The organism is Shinella yambaruensis (genome assembly GCF_022899355.1).
Lineage (GTDB): Bacteria > Pseudomonadota > Alphaproteobacteria > Rhizobiales > Rhizobiaceae > Shinella > Shinella yambaruensis.
In genome coordinates, this window is record NZ_JALJCK010000015.1 from 24935 (window position 1) to 46436 (window position 21502).

General features: G+C 64.6%; 22 protein-coding genes. 11 read left to right on the plus strand and 11 right to left on the minus strand.

Annotated features, from left to right (window positions below; all coding sequences use genetic code 11):
• Positions 1 to 71: 71 nt before the first annotated feature.
• The 3 genes from MUU56_RS27590 to MUU56_RS27600 all read left to right on the plus strand — a co-directional run bounded on the left by MUU56_RS27590 (position 72) and on the right by MUU56_RS27600 (position 3352).
• Entirely contained in the window at positions 72 to 1118 is a 1047-nt protein-coding gene (locus MUU56_RS27590; RefSeq protein ID WP_244770483.1) for a LacI family DNA-binding transcriptional regulator, read from the plus strand.
• 116 nt (positions 1119 to 1234) lie between these two features.
• On the plus strand, positions 1235 to 2470 hold the full coding sequence (locus MUU56_RS27595; protein WP_244770484.1) for a cysteine desulfurase-like protein: 1236 nt from the start codon (positions 1235 to 1237) through the stop codon (positions 2468 to 2470).
• Positions 2471 to 2530: 60 nt separating this feature from the next.
• Positions 2531 to 3352 carry a helix-turn-helix transcriptional regulator gene (locus MUU56_RS27600; protein WP_244770485.1) on the plus strand — a complete coding sequence of 274 codons (822 nt, stop codon included), beginning with the start codon at positions 2531 to 2533 and terminating at the stop codon, positions 3350 to 3352.
• A gap of 36 nt (positions 3353 to 3388) precedes the next feature.
• On the opposite strand, the gene MUU56_RS27605 is transcribed toward MUU56_RS27600, so the two are convergent.
• Positions 3389 to 4501: an aminotransferase class I/II-fold pyridoxal phosphate-dependent enzyme gene (locus MUU56_RS27605; RefSeq protein WP_244770486.1), complete on the minus strand. Its 1113-nt coding sequence runs from the start codon at positions 4499 to 4501 to the stop codon at positions 3389 to 3391.
• Positions 4502 to 4687: 186 nt separating this feature from the next.
• Here MUU56_RS27605 and MUU56_RS27610 point away from each other — a divergent pair, with 186 nt between their 5' ends.
• The 5 genes from MUU56_RS27610 to MUU56_RS27630 all read left to right on the plus strand — a co-directional run bounded on the left by MUU56_RS27610 (position 4688) and on the right by MUU56_RS27630 (position 8479).
• Positions 4688 to 5500: a transporter substrate-binding domain-containing protein gene (locus tag MUU56_RS27610; RefSeq protein WP_244770487.1), complete on the plus strand. Its 813-nt coding sequence runs from the start codon at positions 4688 to 4690 to the stop codon at positions 5498 to 5500.
• A 66-nt stretch (positions 5501 to 5566) separates the two neighbouring features.
• The gene (locus MUU56_RS27615; protein WP_244770488.1) at positions 5567 to 6262 is read left to right on the plus strand and encodes an ABC transporter permease; all 696 of its coding nucleotides are present in this window, start codon (positions 5567 to 5569) and stop codon (positions 6260 to 6262) included.
• Entirely contained in the window at positions 6259 to 6951 is a 693-nt protein-coding gene (locus tag MUU56_RS27620) for an ABC transporter permease (RefSeq protein ID WP_244770489.1), read from the plus strand. The genes MUU56_RS27615 and MUU56_RS27620 overlap by 4 nt, the downstream gene beginning before the upstream one ends.
• Positions 6951 to 7688 carry an amino acid ABC transporter ATP-binding protein gene (locus MUU56_RS27625; RefSeq protein ID WP_280531202.1) on the plus strand — a complete coding sequence of 246 codons (738 nt, stop codon included), beginning with the start codon at positions 6951 to 6953 and terminating at the stop codon, positions 7686 to 7688. The genes MUU56_RS27620 and MUU56_RS27625 overlap by 1 nt, the downstream gene beginning before the upstream one ends.
• An 8-nt stretch (positions 7689 to 7696) precedes the next feature.
• A complete protein-coding gene (locus tag MUU56_RS27630; protein ID WP_244770490.1) occupies positions 7697 to 8479 on the plus strand; it encodes an inositol monophosphatase family protein in 783 nt (260 codons plus the stop codon).
• Between the two features lie 143 nt (positions 8480 to 8622).
• Here MUU56_RS27630 and MUU56_RS27635 read toward each other — a convergent pair whose 3' ends face one another.
• The gene (locus tag MUU56_RS27635; RefSeq protein WP_244770491.1) at positions 8623 to 8928 is read right to left on the minus strand and encodes a hypothetical protein; all 306 of its coding nucleotides are present in this window, start codon (positions 8926 to 8928) and stop codon (positions 8623 to 8625) included.
• A gap of 145 nt (positions 8929 to 9073) precedes the next feature.
• Between MUU56_RS27635 and MUU56_RS27640 the strand changes: the two genes are divergently transcribed.
• Positions 9074 to 9604, plus strand: a complete 531-nt coding sequence (locus MUU56_RS27640) for a dihydrofolate reductase family protein (RefSeq protein WP_244770492.1) — start codon at positions 9074 to 9076, stop codon at positions 9602 to 9604.
• Between the two features lie 59 nt (positions 9605 to 9663).
• Here the strand turns inward: MUU56_RS27640 and MUU56_RS27645 are convergent, their stop codons facing one another.
• Together MUU56_RS27645 and MUU56_RS27650 are read right to left on the minus strand one after the other, a co-directional pair.
• Positions 9664 to 10731 (minus strand): linear amide C-N hydrolase, encoded by a 1068-nt coding sequence (locus tag MUU56_RS27645; RefSeq protein WP_244770493.1) that lies wholly within the window; start codon positions 10729 to 10731, stop codon positions 9664 to 9666.
• 76 nt (positions 10732 to 10807) lie between these two features.
• The gene (locus MUU56_RS27650; RefSeq protein ID WP_244770494.1) at positions 10808 to 11248 is read right to left on the minus strand and encodes a hypothetical protein; all 441 of its coding nucleotides are present in this window, start codon (positions 11246 to 11248) and stop codon (positions 10808 to 10810) included.
• Between MUU56_RS27650 and MUU56_RS27655 the strand changes: the two genes are divergently transcribed.
• Both MUU56_RS27655 and MUU56_RS27660 read left to right on the plus strand, forming a co-directional pair.
• Positions 11234 to 12322 (plus strand): metal-dependent hydrolase family protein, encoded by a 1089-nt coding sequence (locus MUU56_RS27655; protein WP_244770495.1) that lies wholly within the window; start codon positions 11234 to 11236, stop codon positions 12320 to 12322. The genes MUU56_RS27650 and MUU56_RS27655 overlap by 15 nt on opposite strands.
• Before the next feature lie 90 nt (positions 12323 to 12412).
• Complete coding sequence (locus MUU56_RS27660; protein ID WP_244770582.1) at positions 12413 to 13180, plus strand: opacity family porin; 768 nt, start codon at positions 12413 to 12415, stop codon at positions 13178 to 13180.
• A gap of 128 nt (positions 13181 to 13308) precedes the next feature.
• Here the strand turns inward: MUU56_RS27660 and MUU56_RS27665 are convergent, their stop codons facing one another.
• From MUU56_RS27665 to MUU56_RS27695, 7 genes are all read right to left on the minus strand, one after another.
• Positions 13309 to 14814 carry an aldehyde dehydrogenase gene (locus tag MUU56_RS27665; RefSeq protein ID WP_244770496.1) on the minus strand — a complete coding sequence of 502 codons (1506 nt, stop codon included), beginning with the start codon at positions 14812 to 14814 and terminating at the stop codon, positions 13309 to 13311.
• 21 nt (positions 14815 to 14835) lie between these two features.
• The gene (locus tag MUU56_RS27670) at positions 14836 to 15624 is read right to left on the minus strand and encodes an ABC transporter permease (RefSeq protein WP_244770497.1); all 789 of its coding nucleotides are present in this window, start codon (positions 15622 to 15624) and stop codon (positions 14836 to 14838) included.
• A 10-nt stretch (positions 15625 to 15634) separates the two neighbouring features.
• Positions 15635 to 16501, minus strand: coding sequence for an ABC transporter permease (locus MUU56_RS27675; protein ID WP_244770498.1), 867 nt, complete (start codon positions 16499 to 16501; stop codon positions 15635 to 15637).
• Entirely contained in the window at positions 16498 to 17607 is a 1110-nt protein-coding gene (locus MUU56_RS27680) for an ABC transporter ATP-binding protein (RefSeq protein ID WP_244770499.1), read from the minus strand. Before MUU56_RS27680 ends, MUU56_RS27675 begins: the two co-directional genes overlap by 4 nt.
• A gap of 75 nt (positions 17608 to 17682) precedes the next feature.
• The gene (locus MUU56_RS27685; RefSeq protein WP_244770500.1) at positions 17683 to 18741 is read right to left on the minus strand and encodes an ABC transporter substrate-binding protein; all 1059 of its coding nucleotides are present in this window, start codon (positions 18739 to 18741) and stop codon (positions 17683 to 17685) included.
• Between the two features lie 27 nt (positions 18742 to 18768).
• Positions 18769 to 20169 (minus strand): sigma 54-interacting transcriptional regulator, encoded by a 1401-nt coding sequence (locus MUU56_RS27690; protein WP_244770501.1) that lies wholly within the window; start codon positions 20167 to 20169, stop codon positions 18769 to 18771.
• Positions 20166 to 21335 carry a PAS domain-containing protein gene (locus MUU56_RS27695; RefSeq protein ID WP_244770502.1) on the minus strand — a complete coding sequence of 390 codons (1170 nt, stop codon included), beginning with the start codon at positions 21333 to 21335 and terminating at the stop codon, positions 20166 to 20168. Before MUU56_RS27695 ends, MUU56_RS27690 begins: the two co-directional genes overlap by 4 nt.
• Positions 21336 to 21502 lie beyond the last annotated feature (167 nt).

Below are 21502 nucleotides of genomic sequence, written 5' to 3' on the forward strand. Positions count from 1 at the left end.
GGATAATGCATGGTGATTTTTCTTGCGCAATCTGAAAATTTTTCTCATGACTGGTGCGAGAGAGGTGGCCGATGACTGTCAAACCCCTGCCCGGAAAACGCGGAAAGAAGAGCAAGAAGGTTCGGCTGGAGGATATTGCCGCGCGCTGCGGCGTTTCGCTCAGCACCGTTTCGCGGGCTTTGGCGGGGGAGAAGGGCGTGCGGCCGGAAATCCGCCAGCAAGTGCTGGAAGCGGCGAAGACGGCGAATTATGTCGTGCCGACGGCCGTTGCCGGACAGAAGGTCATCCTTGCCGCTTCCAGCGCCGCGATGATCGACTATGTGCGCAACCAGTTCACGCTCTACGTGCTGGACGGGCTGAAAGAACGGGCGCAGGCGCTCGGCCTCGAGATCATCACGCGACCGATCGCCGACAAGAGCGAGGAGCTGTCGCTGCTCAAGGAGGCGAAGGATGATCCGGAAATCCTCGGCCTGCTCTTCCTCACCGTCGACGACGAGGCGCTGCTGGCGGCAACGCGCGGCTTCGAAAAGCCCGTCGTGCTGCTCAATGGCGACGATCCCTTCATGCGGCTTTCGAGCGTGACCCCGTGCAACCGGTCGAGCGCGCGGCTTGCCGCCGATCACCTGATCGGTCTTGGCCACGAACGCATCCTCTTCTTCATGCGGCCCGGCCGCCGCACCATCGAGCGGCGCTACGAGGGCTGGCGCGATGCGCTGCTTCATCACGGCCTTCCCGCCGATCCCGATCTCGTCGTGCCGGTCGACGACTGGCTGCCGGAGCTGGCGACGCAGGCCATCGTCTCGCGCATCCGGGCGCGCGGGCTGGATTTCACCGCGGTGCTCGCCGCTGGCGACAGCCTTGCCGTCGGCGCCATGATGGGCGTGCAGCAGGCGGGCTATGGCGTGCCGAAGGACGTCTCCGTCATGGGCATGGACGACCTGCCGCAGGCCGCCTTCCTCAATCCGCCGCTGACGACCATGCATATTCCCATGCGCGAAATCGGCTCGGCGGCGCTCGATCTCCTGCGCGACAGCCTCGGCGGCCTGCCGTTCCCGCCGCGCCGGCTGGAGCTTGCCTGTCATCTGGTCGAGCGTTCGTCGACAGGGCCGGCCGCTTGAGGCTCCGGGCGTGTCATGCGCAAGGCGGAGGGGGCCTCATCTCCTAGGGGGATGGCGAGGCATGGCGGAAAGCGGCACACAGGGGCGACAACAGCGTTCTGCAAAGGGTGCCGCCCATGACTGCCTATCCGATCGACCTGATCCGCGCCTCCTTCCCCGCTCTGGAGAATTCCCGCACCGCCTATCTCGACAACCCGGCGGGAACGCTTGTTCCAAGAACGGTCATCGCGGCCGTGGCGGATGCGATGGCGACGGCGTCGGCCAATCTCGGCGGACGGTTCGCCGCCTCCCAGCGGGCGGATGCCGTCTGGCGCGCGGCGCACGAGGCGGCGGCGGAGTTCGTCAACGCCGCTTCCTGGCAGGAGATGGTGATCGGCCCGAACATGACGACGCTGGCCTTCCAGATGGGCCGGGTCATCGGCAAGACCTTCTCGCCGGGCGACGAGATCATCGTCACCCGCATGGACCACGAGGGCAACGTCTCGCCCTGGCTTTCCATGGCCGAGGAATACGGCCTGGTGGTCAAGTGGCTGCCGTTCAACACGGAAAGCTGGCGCATCGAGCCTGAAGACCTTGCTGCTCTTCTCACGCTGCGCACAAGGTTCCTCGCGCTCAACTATGCCTCCAACATGACCGGCAGCATCAACGACGTCGCCGCGCTGACGGCGATGGCGCGGGCGGCGGGTGCGCTCGTCTGGATCGACGCGGTGCAGCTTGCGCCGCATCGCCTGCCGGACGTGCAGGCGACCGGCTGCGATTTCCTCGTCTGCTCGTCCTACAAGTTCTTCGGCCCGCATCTCGGCGTGCTGTGGGGACGCGGCGACCTGCTGCGGGCGCTGCCGCCGCACCGCGTGCGCTGCCAGAGCGACGACATTCCGGATCGCTTCTGCACCGGCACGCCGCAGACCGAGCTTCTGGCAGGCCTGACGGCGACGATCGACTATCTCGCCTCGGCCGGGGAGGCGACCGGCAGCACGGGCACGCGGCGCGAGAAGATGGCGGGCGCCTACCAGGCCTTCGATGCCTATGAAGCAGGCCTCACGCGGCGGCTGATCGGCGGGCTGACGGCGCTGCCGGGCATCCGGCTGATCGGCATCGCCAACCCCAATCTCTTTGCCCATCGCGTGCCGACGATCTCCTTCACGCATGAGCGCGTCTCCACCCATCGCTTCGCCGATGCCCTGGCCGCCGAGGACGTCAATGTCTGGTCCGGGCACAATTACGCGCTGGAGCCGGCGCGCCATCTCGGCCTTTCCGAGGAGGAAGGGGTGGTCCGCATCGGCATCGCCCATTACAACTCCGTCGAGGAGATCGAGCGCACGCTTGCGGCAATCGACAAGCTTGTCGCTTAAGCCGGGGTGTCGTAAGGCGTATAAGTAATCGTTTTCCTTGGGAATCTTGCAGATGGCCCCATGACAGAAACCGCCGCCGCCAGTTGGATCGCGCCCTTTGCGCATGCGCTCGACCGCTACGACCAGCCCGATAGCGTGCCGGCGCTTCTGGCGGCGATCGGTTCGGTCGCCCGGTTCCATCTGGCCCTGTCGGTCGTGCACCGCAAGAACGGTGGCCCGAGCTATGTCTTCGACACGTTCTCGGGGCCGCGGGCCAAGCGCGCGGTGCAGCTCTTCATCGCCGGCACCTATCTGCTCAACCCCTTCTACAATGCCTATCTCGCGGGCCTTCCCGCCGGGGTCTACCTGATGCGCGATCTCGCGCCCGACGATTATCTCGGTTCCGATCTCTATCGCGGTCTCGACATCCGCCGCCACGAGGACGAGGAACTAGGCTACCGTACGCATGGCTGGCCTGAGGGTATGGAGGAACTGCTGATAGCCATAGAGCTGCCGAACGGGGACATGGCGGAGATCAGCCTGTCGCGCATCCGCAGCGAGGGCGGCTTCGACGCGGCGTCCATCGCCCGGCTGCGCGAGGCGCATCCGATGATCGCCGCAATCTTCCGGCGACTCTGGACACATCTTTCACGCAACGAGAATGCACCGCAGGCGCGTCCGATCGATCACCTCTTCAGCGATTTCGGCCGTGATCTCCTAAGCCCCCGGGAACGGGAAGTGGCCCTCCTCATCCTGAAGGGCCATTCCAGCGAGTCGATCAGCTATCACCTGGGCATTTCGATCGCGACGGTGAAGACCCACCGCCAGAAGCTTTACGCGAAGCTCAATCTGTCCACGCAGCAGGAACTGTTTTCGACGTTTCTGCGCAGCCTCAACCTTTGAGGCGGGGCGAACAGGCTCGCCCCCCGCCTTTTCCTTTCAACCCTTCAGGCTGTCGCGGATCGCGGCGGAGATGGCGGCGAGGCCCTTGCGCAGCTCGTCCTCGGTGGGCCAGGCATAGCCGATGCGGAAATGCCGGTCGTCCTGCTCGAACCAGCTGCCGCGGCCGACATAGGCCTGGTGGCGGCTGTAGAGGCTTTCGTGGAAGCCGGCGAGATCGACATTGGCCGAGGGCACGATGCGCGGGAAACAGACGCAGCCGCCCGACGGCTCGACCCATTCGACGAGCGGTTCTGAGGCAATCCAGTCCTTGACGATGGCAAAGGCGCTGGCGATGCGGGCATTGTTGTAGGCGAGCCATTCGTCACGCTGGCTGAGCGCGACATAGGCGATGTATTCATCCACCGTGCTGCCGGAAATGCCGATCTGCTCGCGTGCGGCGAGGAAGGTTTCCATGAGGTCGGCATCGCGCGTGATCAGCCAGCCGATGCGGATGCCGGGAATGCCGTAGGTCTTGGAGAGCGAAGAGACACTGATCACCCGGTCCGACAGGCTTGCGGCAACCGGCAGCATCGGCCCCGAGGTCATCTCGCGATAGGTCTCGTCGAAGAGGAGGCGCGTGCCCTTGCGCTCGACCAGCGCCACCAGCGCCCTCATCTCGTCCTCGGAGATCATCACCCCGGTCGGATTGTGCGGATAGGTGACGGAGACATATCTGGTCTCGGGCCGGATCGCCGCCTCGATCGCCTCGAGGTCGAGGCGATAGCCGGCCTCGAAGGTGAGGTCTACGATGCTCATGTCCGCGCCGATGGTGCGTGGCGTTTCGAGGTTCGTGGCATAGTTCGGGCGCACCACGACGATGTGGTCGCCGGCCTCGATCATCGAGGTCGCGATGATGAAGAGCGCGCCTGCTGCGCCGGCGGTCACGAGCACGTCGTCGGCCGCAAGGCCTTCCCCCGTGCCGGCGATCAGGCCGCGCAGGTCCGGCGCGCCGCGATGGTCACCATAGCACAGGAGGATGTCGTCCAGCTTCAGTTTCAGCTCGCCGAGGCGCCGGTCGGCGACGGAGCTTTCCGAGAGGTTGTAGCGGATCGTGTCGTAGCCGAGCTGTTCGGGCGATTCCAGCTCGATGGGCATGCGGACATATTTCATGGGGCTCTCCTCTGGCCTGCATGTGACAGGGCTAGATCAACCGCGCGTCACATTCCATCCTCCCCGAGGGTGATGACGGCCATCATCCCCTAGGTGGATTTCCTCGCCCTTCCGCCCGGCGCATCGTTCCCCATCGGCGGAGTGAGGACCGTCGCAAGGACTGACCTAACAAAGAAGGGGAATGCCATGAAATTCATGACCGGTCTGTTGTCTGCCGCAATCGTCGGCCTGGCGGTTGCCATGCCTGCCCAAGCCGAAACGCTGCGCGTCGGCATGGAATGCACCTACGCGCCCTTCAACTACCGCACGCCCGAGGGCGAGATGGCGGGCTACGACGTCGACGTCGCCAAGGGCATCGCCGAGCGCATCGGTGTCGATCTCGACTATGTCTGCCAGGAATGGGACGGCATGATCCCGTCGCTGCTTGCCAACAAGTTCGACCTCATCGTCGCCTCCATGTCGATCACCGAGGAACGCAAGCAGAAGATCGACTTCTCGATCCCCTACCGCGTTTCGGTCGGCCGCATCCTCGGTTCGAAGGAAGCGGGCCTCAAGCTGTTCGACGAGGCCGGCAAGCCGATCCCCGATGCCTTCAACGGCTTGCGCTTCGGCGTGGAGCGCGCCTCGACCTATGCGAAATGGGTGGAAGCCAAGCTGCCGGGTGCCGAGATCTCCCTTTATGACGGCGCCCAGCCGATGCTGCTCGACCTGCAGAACGGCCGCATCGACATCGCCATCACCAACCCGATGAAGGCCTATCTCGACTTCCTCAGCAAGGAGAACGGCGCCGGCTTCGAATTCGTCTCGCCGCCGATCGACGAGGCCGAGTATTTCGGCCCGGGCGTCGGCGTCGGCCTGCGCAAGGGCAATGACGAGCTGCTCGTCAAGATCGACAAGGCGCTGGACGAGATGATCAAGGACGGCTCTCTCGAAAAATACAGCCTGAAATACTTCCCCTTCTCCATCCATCCGTCGAACTGGAAGGGTGTCGGCCAGTAAGCATGACCTCCGGGCGCCGCGCCTGGCGCGACGCCCGATCTCGCATGAAGATTACGGAGGTATAGCATGTCGGTTCTCGACGGCTGGTGGGACGACTTCTTCTTCGGCCTGATGACGGTGTTGCAGGTCTTTTTCGTGGCCCTGGTGATTGCCGTCGCCTGCGGGCTGCTCGGCGCCTCGGCCAAGCTTTCCAAAAGCCGCATCCTGCGTGCCATCGCCCAGGCCTATACGGTGGTGTTCCGCGGCGCTCCCGAGCTCCTGGTGCTGCTGCTCTTCTATTTCGGCATGGCCATCACGCTCACCTCGATCGTGCAGGCCTTCGATCCCTCGGTGAAATTCATCGATCTTCCGCCGTTCTGGGCCGGCTCCATCGCGATCGGCCTGATCGTCGGGGCCTATATGACCGAGACCTTCCGCGGCGCCTTCCTCGGCGTCGACCGCGGGCAGATCGAGGCCGCGCGGGCGCTCAGCCTCAAGCGCCACCAGATCTTCCGCTATGTGCGCCTGCCGCAGATGTGGCGGCTCGCCTTGCCGAACTTCGGCAATCACATGCTCTCCATCATGAAGGACACGGCGCTCGTCTCCATCATCGGGCTGGAAGAAATCCTTTTCGTCGCCAAGATGGCGAACTCGCTCATCCACCGTCCCTTCCTGCTCTACATGACCGTCGCCCTGATCTACCTCGCGATGACGACGGTGATCACCTTTGCCGTCGGCTGGCTGGAGCAGCGTGCCAATCGCCACCTGAGAGGTGCCCGATGAGCTTCGACCTCTCGCTGATCGCCGTCAGTCTTCCGAAGATCCTGCAAGGCCTCGGGCTGACGCTCAACCTGCTCGCCGTCTCGACCCTGTTCGGGCTGATCCTGGCCGTCGGAATCCTGCTGATGCGGCTGTCGCGCCGGGCCTGGCTGATCTGGCCGGCCAAGGCCTATATCTACTTCTTCCGCGGCACGCCGCTGCTCGTGCAGCTCTTCGTCATCTATCACGGCCTGCCGCAGTTCGGCTTCATCAGGCAGAGCGTGCTCTGGCCGCTCCTGCGCGAGCCCTACTGGTGCTCTGTCATCGCGCTGTCGCTCAACACGGCGGCCTATGTCTCGGAAATCCTGCGCGGCGGCGTGCTCGGTGTCGACAAGGGCCTCATCGAGGCGGGCAAGGCGCTCGGCCTCAGCAAGTTCCAGCGCACGAGCCGCATCACTGCCCCCCTCGCCGTCAGGCTGGCGCTTCCGGCCTACAGCAACGAGATTGTCTCGATGCTGAAGTCCACCGCGCTCGCCTCCACCGTCACGCTGATGGAAATGACGGGCGTCGCCCGCACCATCGTGGCCGACACCTTCGCCCCATACGAGATCTTCATCGCCGCGACGATCATCTACCTCGTGCTCGTCTGGATCATCCAGACCGGCTTCACGCTGGTCGAGACCTACGCGAACCGCCATGTGAGAAAGACCTGATGGCCGATATCATTGTCCTCGAAAAGATGAACAAGTTCTACGGCACCTATCACGCGCTGAAGGATGTCGATCTCACGATCGCCAAGGGCGAGAAGGTCGTGGTTTGTGGCCCCTCGGGCTCCGGTAAGTCCACCATGATCCGCTGCATCAACCGGCTGGAAGAGCATGACAGCGGGCGCATCGTCGTGGGCGGGCAAGAGCTGACCGACGACGAGAAGAAGATCGATCTCGTCCGCCGCGAGGTCGGCATGGTGTTCCAGAGCTTCAACCTTTTCCCGCACATGACCGTGCTGGAGAACCTGACGCTCGCGCCGCGGCTGGTGCGCAAGATGGCGACGGGGGAGGCCGAGGCGATCGCCATGAAATACCTCACCCGCGTGCGCATCCCCGACCAGGCGAACAAATATCCCTCCCAGCTTTCGGGCGGCCAGCAGCAGCGCGTCGCCATCGCCCGGGCGCTGTGCATGAACCCGGAGGTGATGCTCTTCGACGAACCCACCTCCGCGCTCGATCCGGAGATGATCTCCGAAGTGCTCGACGTGATGACCGACCTCGCCCGCGAGGGCATGACGATGGTCTGCGTGACGCACGAGATGGGTTTTGCCCGCTCGGTCGCCGACCGCATCGTCTTCATGGACCAGGGCGAGATCGTCGAGGTCTCCACCCCCGCCGAATTCTTCGCAGCCCCGAAATCCGAGCGTGCCCGCACCTTCCTCGGCCAGATCCTCGCCCATTGAGAAGCACCATGACCGATCATACCGAAACCTTCCTCGCCTTTGCCCAGGCGATCGCCGACAGCTCCCGCGCCCTGCTTCTGGCGGCGACCGAAGAAGCGCCCCGCGTCGACCTCAAGCAGGATGCGAGCTTCGTCACCGCAACCGACCGGGCCGTGGAAGCACGTCTGCGCGAACAGATTCGCGCGGCCTTTCCCGATCACGGCATCATGGGGGAGGAATATGGCAGCGAGCGGCTCGACGCCGAATTCGTCTGGGTGCTCGACCCGATCGACGGCACGGCGGCCTGGGTCGCCGGCATTCCTGTCTATGGCACGCTGATCTCGCTGGCGCACGGCGGCAAGCCCCTGCTCGGCGTCATCGATCTCCCGGCGACGGCCGAGCGCCTCACCGGCATTTCCGGGCAAGGTGCGTGGCATAACGGCAAGCCGATCCGCTGCCGCAAAGGCACGGCCCTCGCCGACGCCTACATGACCTCATCGAATCCCCGCTTCATTCCCGAAGCCGACCGCGCGCCTTTTGCGCGTCTCGACGGGGCCGTGCAGTTCACCCAGTACGGCGGCAGCTGCTACAGCTATGCCTGCCTTGCCCGCGGCCGCACGGACCTTGCCGTCGATGCCGGGTTCGACGCCTATGACCTCTTTGCCCCCACCGCGATCATCGAAGGCGCCGGCGGCGTCGTCACCGACTGGCAGGGCGGCCCGCTCGACCTCGGCTGGCGGGGCTGCGTCATCGCGGCCGGTGACCGGGCGCTCCATGAAAGCGCGCTCGAGGCGCTCGCCGTAAGGGAATAAGCACCGTTTTTCACGCCGGCCTGCCCGGGCCTCACGCTGGACCATCCGCTTTCGGCGGGCCGCACCGGTCTGATGAATCGCTGGAAGCGATGACGGGGTATGTCCCTTCCAATGGAGCTTTGCCATACGGCGGAGCGGGGTCGTTAAATCCCCGACCCGTCAAGCTGCTGGGCGTCGTCGCCTTCCCAGGGGGAGGGCACGGAGGCACGGCTGAGATTGGCCGAGGGCATCGGCATCCAGCACTTCAGCTCCGGCTCGGCATATTCAATGATACGGCCGGGAGAGGAATCCGACGCGCGCCAGCCTTCCGCGCCGAACTGATCGCCATTCGACCAGTAGGCGACGTCAACTTCCGCAGGCCCCTGTTCGGACGGGCGGACTGTGACGAGGATCCGGCTCCCGTCCTTCGGCGCACCTGCCATATGGCGCCACCGGTCTGGCTCGTCCATCGTTTTCCTCCTGCCTTGCCACGGATCGAAGTGTCGCCTTGCCATCGAAAGCGGTCAACCCCATTCTTATGCGCCCAAAAACCAGTTGCAATATGAAATCAGTCAAACTAGCTTGGATCGGCTTTTCAAGGAAAAGGAGGCGGATATGGCCAAGCTCGTGTTCGGAATGAACCAGTCCCTGGACGGCTATGTCGACCATATGGCGTTCGGGCCGGACCGCACGCTCTTCCGCCATTTCATCGAGGAGGCTCGGGGGCAGGCGGGCAGTGTGTACGGCCGCCGAATGTATGAGATCATGCGTTACTGGGACGACGATCATCCCGAATGGGATGCAGAGGAACAGGCCTTCGCGGCGGCATGGCGGAACCAGACGAAATGGGTCGTCTCGCGCTCGTTGGCGTCTGTCGGCCCCAATGCCATTCTTGTTCAGGGCGATCTCGAGGGTGCGATCCGTGCGTTGAAGGCCGAACACGACGGGGAGATCGAAGTTGCCGGCCCGGACCTGGCGCAAAGCCTTACCGAACTCGGCCTGATCGACGAGTATCGAATCTACCTGCACCCCGTCGTGCTTGGTCACGGCAAGCCGTATTTCGCCGGGCCCCGGCCGCCGCTCCGCCTTCTGACCCATGAGCGGATAGGTGAGGACGTGATCAGGCTGACCTACGTTCCTGCCTGATCGGTCCCGACTGCCGGCGCTTTAATCCCTCTACGGTTGTCGGCTCGGCCATGTTCTGATCACCGCGGCCCAAGGAACGTAAATGGTTGGCTGTCCTTGAACTGATCGTTGACCATTCCGGAATGGATATGGCTCTGGTTCGGACCGAGGTCGAGTTTCCTTACCGTTCCCGTTTCTCTCGACAGATCCAGCTTCGTGAGGTCGATCCAGAATACGTTCGGCGTCACCGCGGATTCAAAGAAGTAGAGTCTGCGCTTGTGGTCGACGACCGTCCGCCAGCGTGTCGAGGAAATGTTGGGCTGGTCGGGCGTGGTGATGCCGTAGGGGACGGAGACGTTGCGGATCACGCTGAAGACGCTTGCGATCGCCTCGACGGCGTCTTCGCTTTTCGGGATGGCGTTCACATAGAACGAGGCACGCGCGAACCTGTCCGACGCGCGGTTCGTGCCGGGCAACATGACGGTCCCGCCGATCTGCTTCCAATATGCGTTGAGGGCCAGTTGCTGGTCGAAGACCGGCGAGTTTGTCATCACCTGATAATCGCGGCTGTGATGGATGACCTGCCTGCCGTCGATATATTCGATGATCGCGCTGTCGCCGCTGCCATCCGAAAGCGAGAGATGCAGCGTTGCCAGCCGCTCTTCTCCCGGCACAGTGTCGGTGACGATGGTGAAGGGGTTTTTCTCCAGCGTGGCGACAGCCTCCTCGACGGTCGCGAAATTGTCGAGGACATATTGTGCCCAGGCGGCAAGCGACAGGGCGGGCGACGTGCCGTCATAGGCCGGATAGTCGGATTCGACGAGCCACAGCACATTGGCTACGAGGCCCGCCTCGTTCATTCCGTCGGTCGTGGAAATATCGTAGCCCGAAGCGATGACGCTGCCATATTTCGAGGTCCACTTGACGGAATTCGGCCCGGCCTGCCCGGTGCGCTCCATGCCGCGCGGGAATATCCAGAGGTTTGTTCCGACATCGGTTTTCCAGTCCATGGAGCGTGCCGTGATGACTTGGCCGCCGGCACCATGGTAGACGAAACGCGTGCAGGCCTGCGCGGCCGGTGTCGTCAGCATGGCGGTGGAAAGCAGGATGGCGGCGCAGGTGGCCGAAAGCGACGTCCGCAAGCGCATCGGTTGTCCTCCGTTCCGCGATCGGGAATGCAACCTATACTAGGAGATCGTGCTTGTTGGAGGAAGTCAAATCGGCTTAACTGGTCGGCAGGCATTTGACCGGCCGCATACCGGGAAGGTGGGAGGGGATATCTTGGCGTTTCGTTTCGGAGACAAGTATCGCCACCTTGTCCATGGTGGTGCATGCGCCTGTCATGGCCAGCAGGCCGGGCAGCTTTTCGCGCGCATAAACGAAGGCCTGTCGCGCCGTTCCGTCCTGAAGGGCATCGCGGCCAGCCTTGCAGCCCCGGCGCTTGGTGCGGTGAGCCCCGCTTTCGCGCAGGCGCCCGCAAGGCCCGTACGGCTGCAAAACGTCAATATTTTCGATGGAAAGAGCAGTACGCTCCTGCAAGGGTGGGACGTGCTTGTCGAAGGCAATCGCATCAAGGCGCTGGTCCCGGTCGCGGATGCCGTTTCCGATGTGCAGGTGATCGATTGCGGCGGGCGCACATTGATGCCCGGCATGATCGACGCCCACTGGCATTCCATCCTCGCCGGCATCTCCCAGGTCGCTGCCATGACAGCGGATATCCCCTATGTGCATCTCGTTGCCGCGCAGGAAGCCGAGCGCACCGTGCTGCGCGGTTTCACGACGGTCCGGGATGTCGGGGGACCTGCCTTTGCCTTGAAGCGGGCCATCGACGAAGGCCGCATCGCCGGCCCTCGCATCTATCCCGCCGGCGCCATGATCTCGCAGACGTCCGGTCACGGCGATTTCCGCATGCGGACGGACCTGCCCCGTACGGCGCAAAGCGATCTCAGCGTGGCCGAGCGGGCGGGCATATCGGCCATCGCCGATGGCGAAGCCGAAGTGCTGCGCCGGGTGCGCGAGCAGCTCATGCTCGGCGCCAGCCAGATCAAGATCATGGGCGGTGGCGGCGTTGCCTCCGCCTTCGATCCGATCGATGCGCTCCAGTATTCCGATGCCGAAATGCGGGCGGCGGTTTCGGCGGCGGCGGATTGGGGCACCTATGTGTGCATTCATGCCTATACGTCCGCTGCCATCCGCCGCGCCCTCGACTGCGGCGTCAAGTCGATCGAGCACGGCCAGCTTGCCGACGAGGAGACGGTCAAGCGTATCGCGGGGGCCGGGGCATGGTGGAGCATACAGCCCTTTCTCGCGGACGAGGATTCGAACAGCTATCCCTCGCCGGAACAGCGCGCCCATCAGCAGCAGATCGCCGATGGAACGGCGCGCGCTGTCGAGCTCGGGCGCAAGCATCAGGTGAAAATGGCGCTTGGAACCGATATTCTCTTCAGCCCGAAGGGGACTGCGACGCAGGGCCGGCAACTCGCCAAGTTTGCGCGATGGTATGACAATGCCGACGTGCTGCGGCTGCTGACCAGTGGGAATGCGGAGCTTGCCGGCCTTTGCGGGGCACGCAATCCTTACCCGGCAAAGCTCGGCGTCATCGAGGCCGGCGCTTATGCCGATCTGCTGGTGGTCGACGGCGACCCGCTCCGGGACATTGCGCTGATCGCCGATCCCGACCGCACGCTTGTGATGGTGATGAAGGATGGGCGTATCCACAAGAACACGCTGCCGGCGTGAGAGGAGGCTTGCTTGAACAGATTGGCTGCTGCCGTTTTCCTGACGTTGTGCGCCGCGCCTGTCGCCCATGCTGCGGATGATCTTCCCGGGATGGCGACCGATCCGGCTGCGGGTGCAGCCGGGCACCCGGGCTGGGCGCTGCAGGTGACGCCTTATCTGTGGGCCACCGGTATCGAGGGGGATATATCACCCTTCCGTCGCGCGCCGACCCTTCACGTCGAGAAGTCCTTCTCCGATGTGATGGACGATTTCAATTTCGGAGGGTTCATCAATATCTGGGGACGTCACGACAACTTCGTCCTTTCCGGCGATATCATGTATGTCGATACGACGGAGAGTCACGCGACAGGCCCGCTGGCGGCTTTCCAGATTCCCGGGCTGGGCAGGATACCGGCAGGGGCGAGCGTCGATGCGGATGTCGATACGCAGGAGTTCATGGCGACGCTGCAGGGCGGCTACCGCGTCCTCGACACGCCGGAGTTCACCCTCGACGCCCTCGGCGGTGCACGCTTCTGGTACATTTCCAATGACGTGTCGGTCACGGCACGCCATCCGCTGATCGGGACGGTCACCGCCAGTCACGAAGAGAGCTTCGGCTGGGTGGATCCGATCATCGGTGCCCGCCTGTTTGTCAGCCTGACGGACAAGCTCTCGCTGCACGGGCAGGCCGATATCGGCGGCTTCGGTGCGGGATCCGACCTCACCTGGTCCGTATTGGCGACGGTGAACTACACGTTCACCGACAACTTGTCCGTTTCGGCCGGGTATAAGGTTCTGGACGTCGATTATAAACATGACGGCCATGTCTTCGACACGCGCCTCAGTGGCCCCGTGCTCGGCCTGACCTACCGGTTTTAGATCCGGAGGCCGCAAGGCAGACAAGCACACGCGGATCTTCGCCAGGGATGAAATGCCTGTCCCCGGGCAGATGTCGGGCCGCATGGGCGGCGCGAGGCGCGCCGCCTCCGGCAATCAGCTTTCAGATACTAATCCAGATTGACCCAGACGGACTTCGTCTGCGTGTATTGGGTGAGGGCTTCGAGGCATTTGTCGCGGCCGTTGCCGGTCTGCTTGTAGCCGCCCCAGATCGAGGTCATGTCGCCGTGGTCGAAGCAGTTGACCCAGACCACGCCGGCCTCGATGTCGCGGGCGAAGCGGTGCGCCTTGGAAATGTCGCGCGTCCAGACCGAGGCGGCAAGGCCGTAGATCGAATCGTTGGCGATCCCGATGGCATCATCGATCCCGTCGACCGGGATGATGGCGGCGACGGGGCCGAATATTTCTTCTCGGGCGATACGCATGCCGTTGTCGACGCCGGTGAAGAGCGTCGGCTCGACATAGGCGCCTGCCGGCGCGGGGGTGAATGTGCCGCCGCCGAAGCGCAATGCCGCGCCTTCCTTTCGGCCGATGTCGATATAGTCCAGGACACGTTTCTGGTGCGAGGCGGTGACAAGCGGGCCGATGGTCGTCGACGGATCGAGCGGATCGCCCAGCACGAAGTTTTCCCGGGTGCGGGCGGTGAAACGCTCGACGAAATCGTCGTGGATGCTCTTTTCGACCAGGATGCGCGAACCGGCATTGCAGACCTCGCCCTGGTTGCCGTAGATGCCGTTGACGGCATAGGTGACGGCGGTGTCGAGGTCGTCATAGTCACCGAGCACGATCTGCGGGGTCTTGCCGCCGCACTCCGTCGAGACGCGCTTCATGTTCGACTGGCCGGCATAGATCATCAGGAGCTTGCCGACCTCGGTTGAGCCGGTGAAACCGATCTTGTCGACGTCGTCGTGCAGCGCCAACGCCTTGCCGGCCTCCTCGCCGAGCCCGTGCACGACGTTGAGCACGCCCGCCGGCCCGCCGGCCTCGATGAAGAGTTCGGCCAGCAGGTTGGCCGACAGCGGCGATTGCTCGGCCGGCTTCAGCACGACGGCGTTGCCGGTGGCGAGCGCCGGGCCGAGCTTCCAGGCGGCCATCATCAGCGGATAGTTCCACGGCACGATGAGGCCGACGACGCCGAGCGGCTGGCGCAGGATGTAGTGCAGCGCATTCGCCGCCGTCGCCGTCACCGCGCCCTCGATCTTGTCGATCGTCTCGGAGAAGAACTTCAGCGACATGACCGAGCCGGGAATGTCGATGTTCATCATGTCCATCACCGGCTTGCCCATGTCGAGGCTGTCGAGCACGGCGAATTCCTCCGCATGCGCCTCGACGAGGGCGGAGAATTTTTCCAGCACCGCCATCCGGGCGCGCGGGTCCATGCGCGACCAGACGCCGGAGCGGAAGGCCTTGCGCGCGGCGGCGACGGCCCGGTCGATTTCGGCCGCCCCGCCGCGCGCGACCTCGGTGATGGTTTCGCCGGTCGCCGGATTGATCGTCGGAAAGGTGCGCCCATCGGCGGAAGCGACATAGGCCCCGTCGATGAAGTGTTGCGTGCGGAATGTCAGCGATCCGGCCTTGCTGCGCCAGAAGTCACGGGTGTAGGTCGAGGCGTCCATGCTTGTTCTCCCTTCCATGGATCAGGATCGCTCCCGCTCGCGCAGAAGCGTGACCGAGAGGACGATGAGGACGAAGGACACGGCGACGATCACCGTGCCGATGGCGTTGATCTCCGGCGTGATGCCGCGCCGGAGCGTCGAATAGATGTAGATCGGCAACGTCACCTCGCGCCCCGTCAGGAAATAGGTGACGGGGATCTCGTCGAAGGAGAGCGTGAAGCAGAGCAGCGCCGAGCCGAGGACAGCGCTGCGGATGCTGGGAAGCGTGACGTGGCGGAAGGTCTCGAAGGGCGTGGCGCCGAGATCGGCGGAGGCCTCGAACTGGCGGCGGTTGATCTTGGCAAGCCGCGCCATCACCTGTGAGACGACGACGCCGAGCAGCGCCGTCGCATGACCGATCACCACCGCCGTCAGGCTCTGCGGGATGCCGATCTGCTTGTAGAAGTTCAACATGGCGATGCCGGTGACGATGCCCGGCAGGCTGAGGGGCAGGAGGATGACGTTCTGGAACAGCCGCTTGCCGGGAAAGTCGTAGCGGTCGAGCGCGAGCGCCGCCGTCACGCCGATGACGACGGAAAGCGCGGTGGCGAAAAGGGCAACCCACAGGCTGTTGGCGAGCGCCCGGAGCATCTGTGCATTGGCGAGGAAGGCCTCGTACCAATGCAGCGTGAAGCCCGCGAGCGGGAAGGAGGTCACCTTGCTGTCGTTGAAGGAGAAGATCACCAGCATGACGATCGGCAGGTAGAGGAAGGTGAGGACGCCGAGGCTCACCCCCACCATGCCCTTCTGCCACCATCTCAAGCGCAGCATGCCCGCCTCCTCAAAGGTCGATCCGGCCGGCCCGGTCGAGGCGGCTGGAGAGTTGCAGGAGGATCAGCACCAGCGCGAGAACGAGCGTCGCCAGCGCGGAGCCGAGCGGCCAGTTGAGCGCGGCGCCGAACTGCGTCTGCAGGAGGTTCGCCACCATCGTCCCGTCCGGCCCGCCGACGAGCACGGGAGCGACGAAATCGCCGAAGGACAGGCAGAAGGTCATGGTCGCCCCCGCAACGACGCCGCCGAGCGACAGCGGAAAGATCACTTTCCAGAAGGTCATGAACGGCCCGACGCCTAGGTCTTCCGAGGCTTCGAGAAGGCGGCGCGGAATGTTGTCGAGCACGGTGAAGAGCGGCATCACCATGAACGGCACGAAGATATAGACGAGCGTCACCACCATGGCGGTCTGGTTGTAGAGGAAGATATCGAGCGGCGCGGAGACCAGGCCGGTGGAGACGAGCAGCGAGTTCAGCGCGCCATCCGTGCCGAGGATGATCTTCCACGTATAGGCGCGCAGCAGGTAGGACACCCACAAGGGCACGATCACCGACATGTAGAGGAGGTTGCGCACCTTCTGCGAGCGGATGGTGAAGACGAGGAAGTAGGCGAGCGGATAGCCGAGCAGCAGCGCGCAGACGGTGACGAGGGCGGCGATCTTCAGCGTGCGCAGGATGACGGTCGTGTATTGCGGGTCGGCGAGGATCTGCGCGTAGTTGCCGAACTGGAAATCCGGATAGAACAGCGGAAACTGCCGCGTCCAGAAGCCCACCGCCACCATGATGGCATAGGGCACGACCATCAGCAGCAGCACCCAGGCGAGCGGCAGCGAAAACAGGGCGGCAAAGCCCGGGAAGGTGCGGCGCGTCAACGTCATTTGCCGCCTCCCGCATCAAAGACCATCACGTCGTCCGGATCGATATGCACGGCAAGGCGGCTGCCGGCGGAAACCGTTGCCGGAAGCGCCGTGCGGGCGAGTTCGGCGAAGAGCGGTTTTCCGCCCCCCTCCGGCGCAAGTTCGATCCGCAGGCAGTCGCCATGGAAGAGCCGTTCCATGACGATGCAATCGAGAGCATTCGCGGCCCCTGTCTCCGGGCGTGCCGCCATCATCCGCTCCGGCCGCACGCCGAGGGTTACGCGGCTTCCCGTCGTCGCCCCTGCGGCTTCCCGGCGCCGGCTGCGCAGCGTGGCGCCGTTGACAAGCCGGAAGGCACATACATCGCCCTCGCGACCCAGCGCTTCGGCCTCCAGCAGGTTTGCCGCGCCGATGAAATCGGCGACATAGGGCGTTGCCGGATGGTCGTAGAGATCGGTCGGCGAACCGATCTGGGCGATGCGGCCCTCCCGCATCACGACGATGCGGTCGGAAAGGGCGAGCGCTTCGGTCTGGTCGTGCGTGACCATCAGGAAGGTGATGCCGAGTTCGCGGTGCAGCCGCTTCAGCTCCACCTGCATGCCCTCGCGCAGCTTCACGTCGAGCGCCGAAAGCGGTTCGTCGAGCAGCAGGACGCGCGGGCGGCGTACGACGGCGCGCGCCATGGCGACCCTCTGGCGCTGGCCGCCCGAAAGGGCGCCGGGCCGGCGGTCCGCCATGCCTTCCAGCCCGACAAGGGCCAGTGCCTCGGCGACGCGCCGCCGCCGCTCCGTCTTCTCCAGGCGGCCCGAGCGGACGGAGAGGCCGTAGCCGATGTTCTCCGCCACGCTCATGTGCGGGAAGAGCGCGTAGTCCTGGAACACCGTGTTGACCGGCCGGCGATAGGGCGGGCTCTCCGTCACGTCCTGCCCTGCAATGGCGATGCGGCCGTCGCTTGCCTGCTCGAAGCCGCCGATCAGCCGCAGCGTCGTCGTCTTGCCGCAGCCGGAGGGGCCGAGCAGGGTGACGAACTCCCCCTCGGCGATGGCAAGGTCGGTCTCGTGAAGGGCGACGAATGCGCCGTATCGTTTCGCAACGCCGTCAAGCGCCACAATCGGGCTGGAGGTCATCGGGTCCCCGCGTCGTGTGAACTGTCTCGTGCAACCGCGGAAAGCGCCGCCCGTCGCGACGCTTTCCGCCCGGCCTTACGGAGCCGCCTTCACGGCGTTCCAGGTCTCGAGATACTTGTCGAGACGCGCCGGCTGCTGCCACATGACGAGGCTCTTGACGAACTCGACATTGTCGACCTGCCGCTCCTTCTTGAGCGCATCGCTCATGCAGCCCTGGACGGCCTTCGGGTTGACCGGGAAATAGCCGGTGGCCTCGGCGAGACCGCACTGGCCGTCGGCCGACTGCATGAAGCTCATGAACTTGTAGGCGCAGTCCTCGTTCGGCGAATCCTTCACCAGCATCATCGAATCCATCCAGCCCTCGGCCTTCTCCTTCGGTGTGAATTCGACGACCTCGAAGCCCTTCTTGAGGTTGTTGACATCCTTGCTGGTCAGACCCGTCCAGGCGTTGGAGACATAGACCTCCTGGTTGGCCATCAGCTCCGTCAGCTCGCCGGCCGATGCCCAGTATTTGCGGATCAGCGGCTTTTGTTCGATAAGCTTGGCCTTCACGGCCTCCAGCTGCTCGTCTGTGAGGTCGAAAACGTTGTCGTAGCCAAGGTAGCGCGCTGTCCAGTAGAGCGCGGACTTGTCGTCCCACAGCGAGATCTTGCCCTTCAGTGCTGGGTCGAAGAGGACGGAAATGGAATCCGGCGTGGCTGCGAGCTTGTCCGGGCGGTAGATCAATGAGACCGAGCCCCAGATCAGCGGCACGGCCCAGGTCTCGCCATCGGCCACGACGTCGCTTTCCTTCGAGAATTCCGGATAGATGCCGTCGAAGCCCTCGACCTTCGCCGTGTCGATCGGCGCGACGAAACCGGCCAGCCGCAGCATCGGCACGGTGTCCAGCGAGGGGGTGATGACATCGTAGACGCCGCCACCGGCGGCAAGTTTGGCGGCGAAATCATCGTTCGAGCCGACATAGGAGGCCGTTACCTTGCAGCCCGAGGCCGCCTCGAACTTCGAGATGAAGCCATCGACGGCATAACCTTCCCAGGTGAGGTAGTTGAGTTCGGCAGCCCGGGCGGCCAGCGCCTGCGGCAGGAGGCTTGCGGCGGCAAGGGCGAGAATTGCGGATCTGCGCACGATCGACATGTGTGTTCCCCTTCATGTCTTTGTTGGTCATCTCGTCCGCTTCGTCTTGCGGACGAGGGTGGCGATATCGATACCGAGCGCCTTGGCGGCGCTTCTCTTGCTTCCATGCTCTGCGATGGATTTTTCCAGGACCCAGCTTTCGAAGGCCTGCACCAAGTCCCGGAAACTCGCCGGCGCGGTCTCCCCGCCGCTGGCCGAGGGAGCGGGGGAAGGACGCGGCGCGGCATCCGGGGCCACGATGAAATGTTCGGCGAGCGCAATATCCTCGGTGCTCGCCGCCGCGCGCTCGAGGATGTTGGTCAGCTCGCGCACATTGCCCGGATAGGCATGGGCGGCGAGCCGCTTCGTGAAGGCCGGGGAAAGCTGCAAGGCCGGCGTGCGCCCGGCATTCAGCCTGCGCAGGACATGTGCCGTCAGCGCGGTGACGAGCTCCGGCTGGTCGCGCAGCGTCGGCAGCTCCAGCGTTACGACGGCGATGCGGTAATAAAGGTCGCGGCGAAAAGCGCCGCTCTCGATCAGGTCCGGCAGCCCGGCATTGGTGGCGGTGACGAGGCTGATGCGCGCCTTGCGCCGCTGCATCGAGCCGAGGCGGCTGAAAGTCTGGCTTTCGAGAAAGGCGACGAGCTTCATCTGGGAGACGGGCGAAAGATCCGTCACCTGGTCGAGGAAGAGCGTGCCGCCATCGGCGGCCTCCACGAAACCGAGCTTGCCGCGCGTCGACGTATCCAGCGCCGAACCCGGCTCGATGCCGAACATCTCCGCGTCGAACTGCGCGTCGGCCAGCATGCCGCAATTGACATGCACGAAGGGCGGGGCGTCGGGTGCGCCGGCCTTGCCGATGAAGCGGGCAAGCTCCGTCTTGCCCGTTCCGGTTTCACCGGTCAGGAGAACGGCGCTACCGCGCTCGATGGCGGTCGCCGCCCGGCGGGCGATGGTGCTGAGACGCGGCGTAAGAAGGGGACCGCCGCCGCCAGCGGCCGGCAGCGGCTCGGCCTCGAAGCGGAAATGGTCACTGCGCTCGTAGCCGCGGTGATGCCGGCCGGTCTCGCGCATCGTCAGAAGCGCGCCATAGGCGCCGCCGTCCGGGGTCCGCAGGATGCCGATCGAGGCGGTGACATTGCGCTGCGAATTGAGCGTGCCGGAGACCTCGATGCGCTTGAGCTGCCGCAGGGCGCTTGCGAGCTTCTGCACCAGGGTGCCGGCGGTCTTGGCGTGTTTTGCAAGGTCCGAGCCGACGAGGTCGCCGCGCGCGAGGTTGAGCAGCAGTTCGAGCTTGCCGTTGACGAGCTTGATGGTTCCGTCGGTTTCCAGAAGGGCGACGCCATCGGGAAAGGCGTCGAGGAACGCGCCGAACTGCGGCTCGTCGATGAAGGCGGGGCGGAGGCGCCGCTGGCCGGGGGCGGTAAGGTCGTTGGCGTAGAATTTCACGAAATGGCCTCCTGCGTGGAACCCCGCGCCCTGCGGCGGCTCTTGCGCCGGGCGGTCAGCACATAGCGGCGCATCTCGCCTTCGATGCGTGCGGCCCGGAAGCGCCAGACATCCCGGCTTGCATCGGCGGCGATGACGGCAAGGTCGCACTCGCCGTCGCTGTCCTCGCCGGCAAGGGCCGCCTGCCGGAGCTTGTCGAGGGCGTGGCGCGTTTCGATGAACTGCTGCAGCGGGCGACCGAGAACCTGTTCGGCGGTGCGTCCCCAGACGCTTTCCGCCGCCGGATTGGCTGCCAGGAGCAACCCGTCCTCGGAGATGACGAGGATCGGATCCGGGACGGCGCTCAAGATGTCCTGCATCGTGTCGGCGCGGTCGGCGAGCTGCTGCTCACGCTGGCGGTGCGCACCGATGTCGCGCGTCGTGCCCCAGAGGCGCACGAGGAAGCCGTCCTTGATCGCGGCACGGAAATCGTTCTCGACCAGCATCTCGCTGTCGTCATGCCGGCGGTCGACGGCGGCGGCGCGGTCGAGCCGGTAGCCGGCGCGCACGAGATCGCGCACCATGCGGCGGTTGATCTCGGTTGCGGGGAAATAGCGCGAGACCGGCTGGACGTTGAAATCGAGCCCCTCGGGCACGCGATAGAGCCGCGCCATCGCCTCGTTGCAGGCACGCCACCGGCTCTGGTTGGAGAAGATGCGCTCGACGATCTCGTCTTCGGCCAGTGCGGTATCGACCGGCTCGAGGAATTCGATGCACCAGCAGGCCTCCGTCGCCGCGCCGATCATTTGTGAAAGGATCTCCACGCGCTCGGCAAGCTCTGGTCCGATGCCGAGCACGCTTTCCGGCAGCGGCTGCTTGATGACGGCGATCCCGCGGGCCGGATCGGGAACCACGGTGGCGATCATGGGGACTTCGCTATATTGCGGCGAATTCACCCAGACGGCGAGCCCGGAGGCGAACGGCTGGCCTTCGCGGGCGAGGCCGCGCAGCATCTGTGCCGAGGTGCTGCTGTAGATGCGCTCCAGCGGCAGGCTTTCCTTTTCCTCGAGCGAGATGGCGAGTTCGCGCGCTTCCGCCGCGTTGACGGCGCAGATACGGCCGTCGCCGTCGATCCAGTCGACCAGCAGGGCGTCGAAATGGGCGGTGCCTGGCACATGTATCTTCATTCTTCATCCCGATCCGAAGGAAACCCTCATCGCGAGGGCCGCGCCAGAAGACACGGGCAATCCCGTCACAATCGCAGCCGGAAGCAACCCTTAATCGAAAGGGAAGCGAGAAAATGCGCCGGAATACCTTCGGAAATGCGCAGAACTGCAGCATTCGCTGCGGTGTT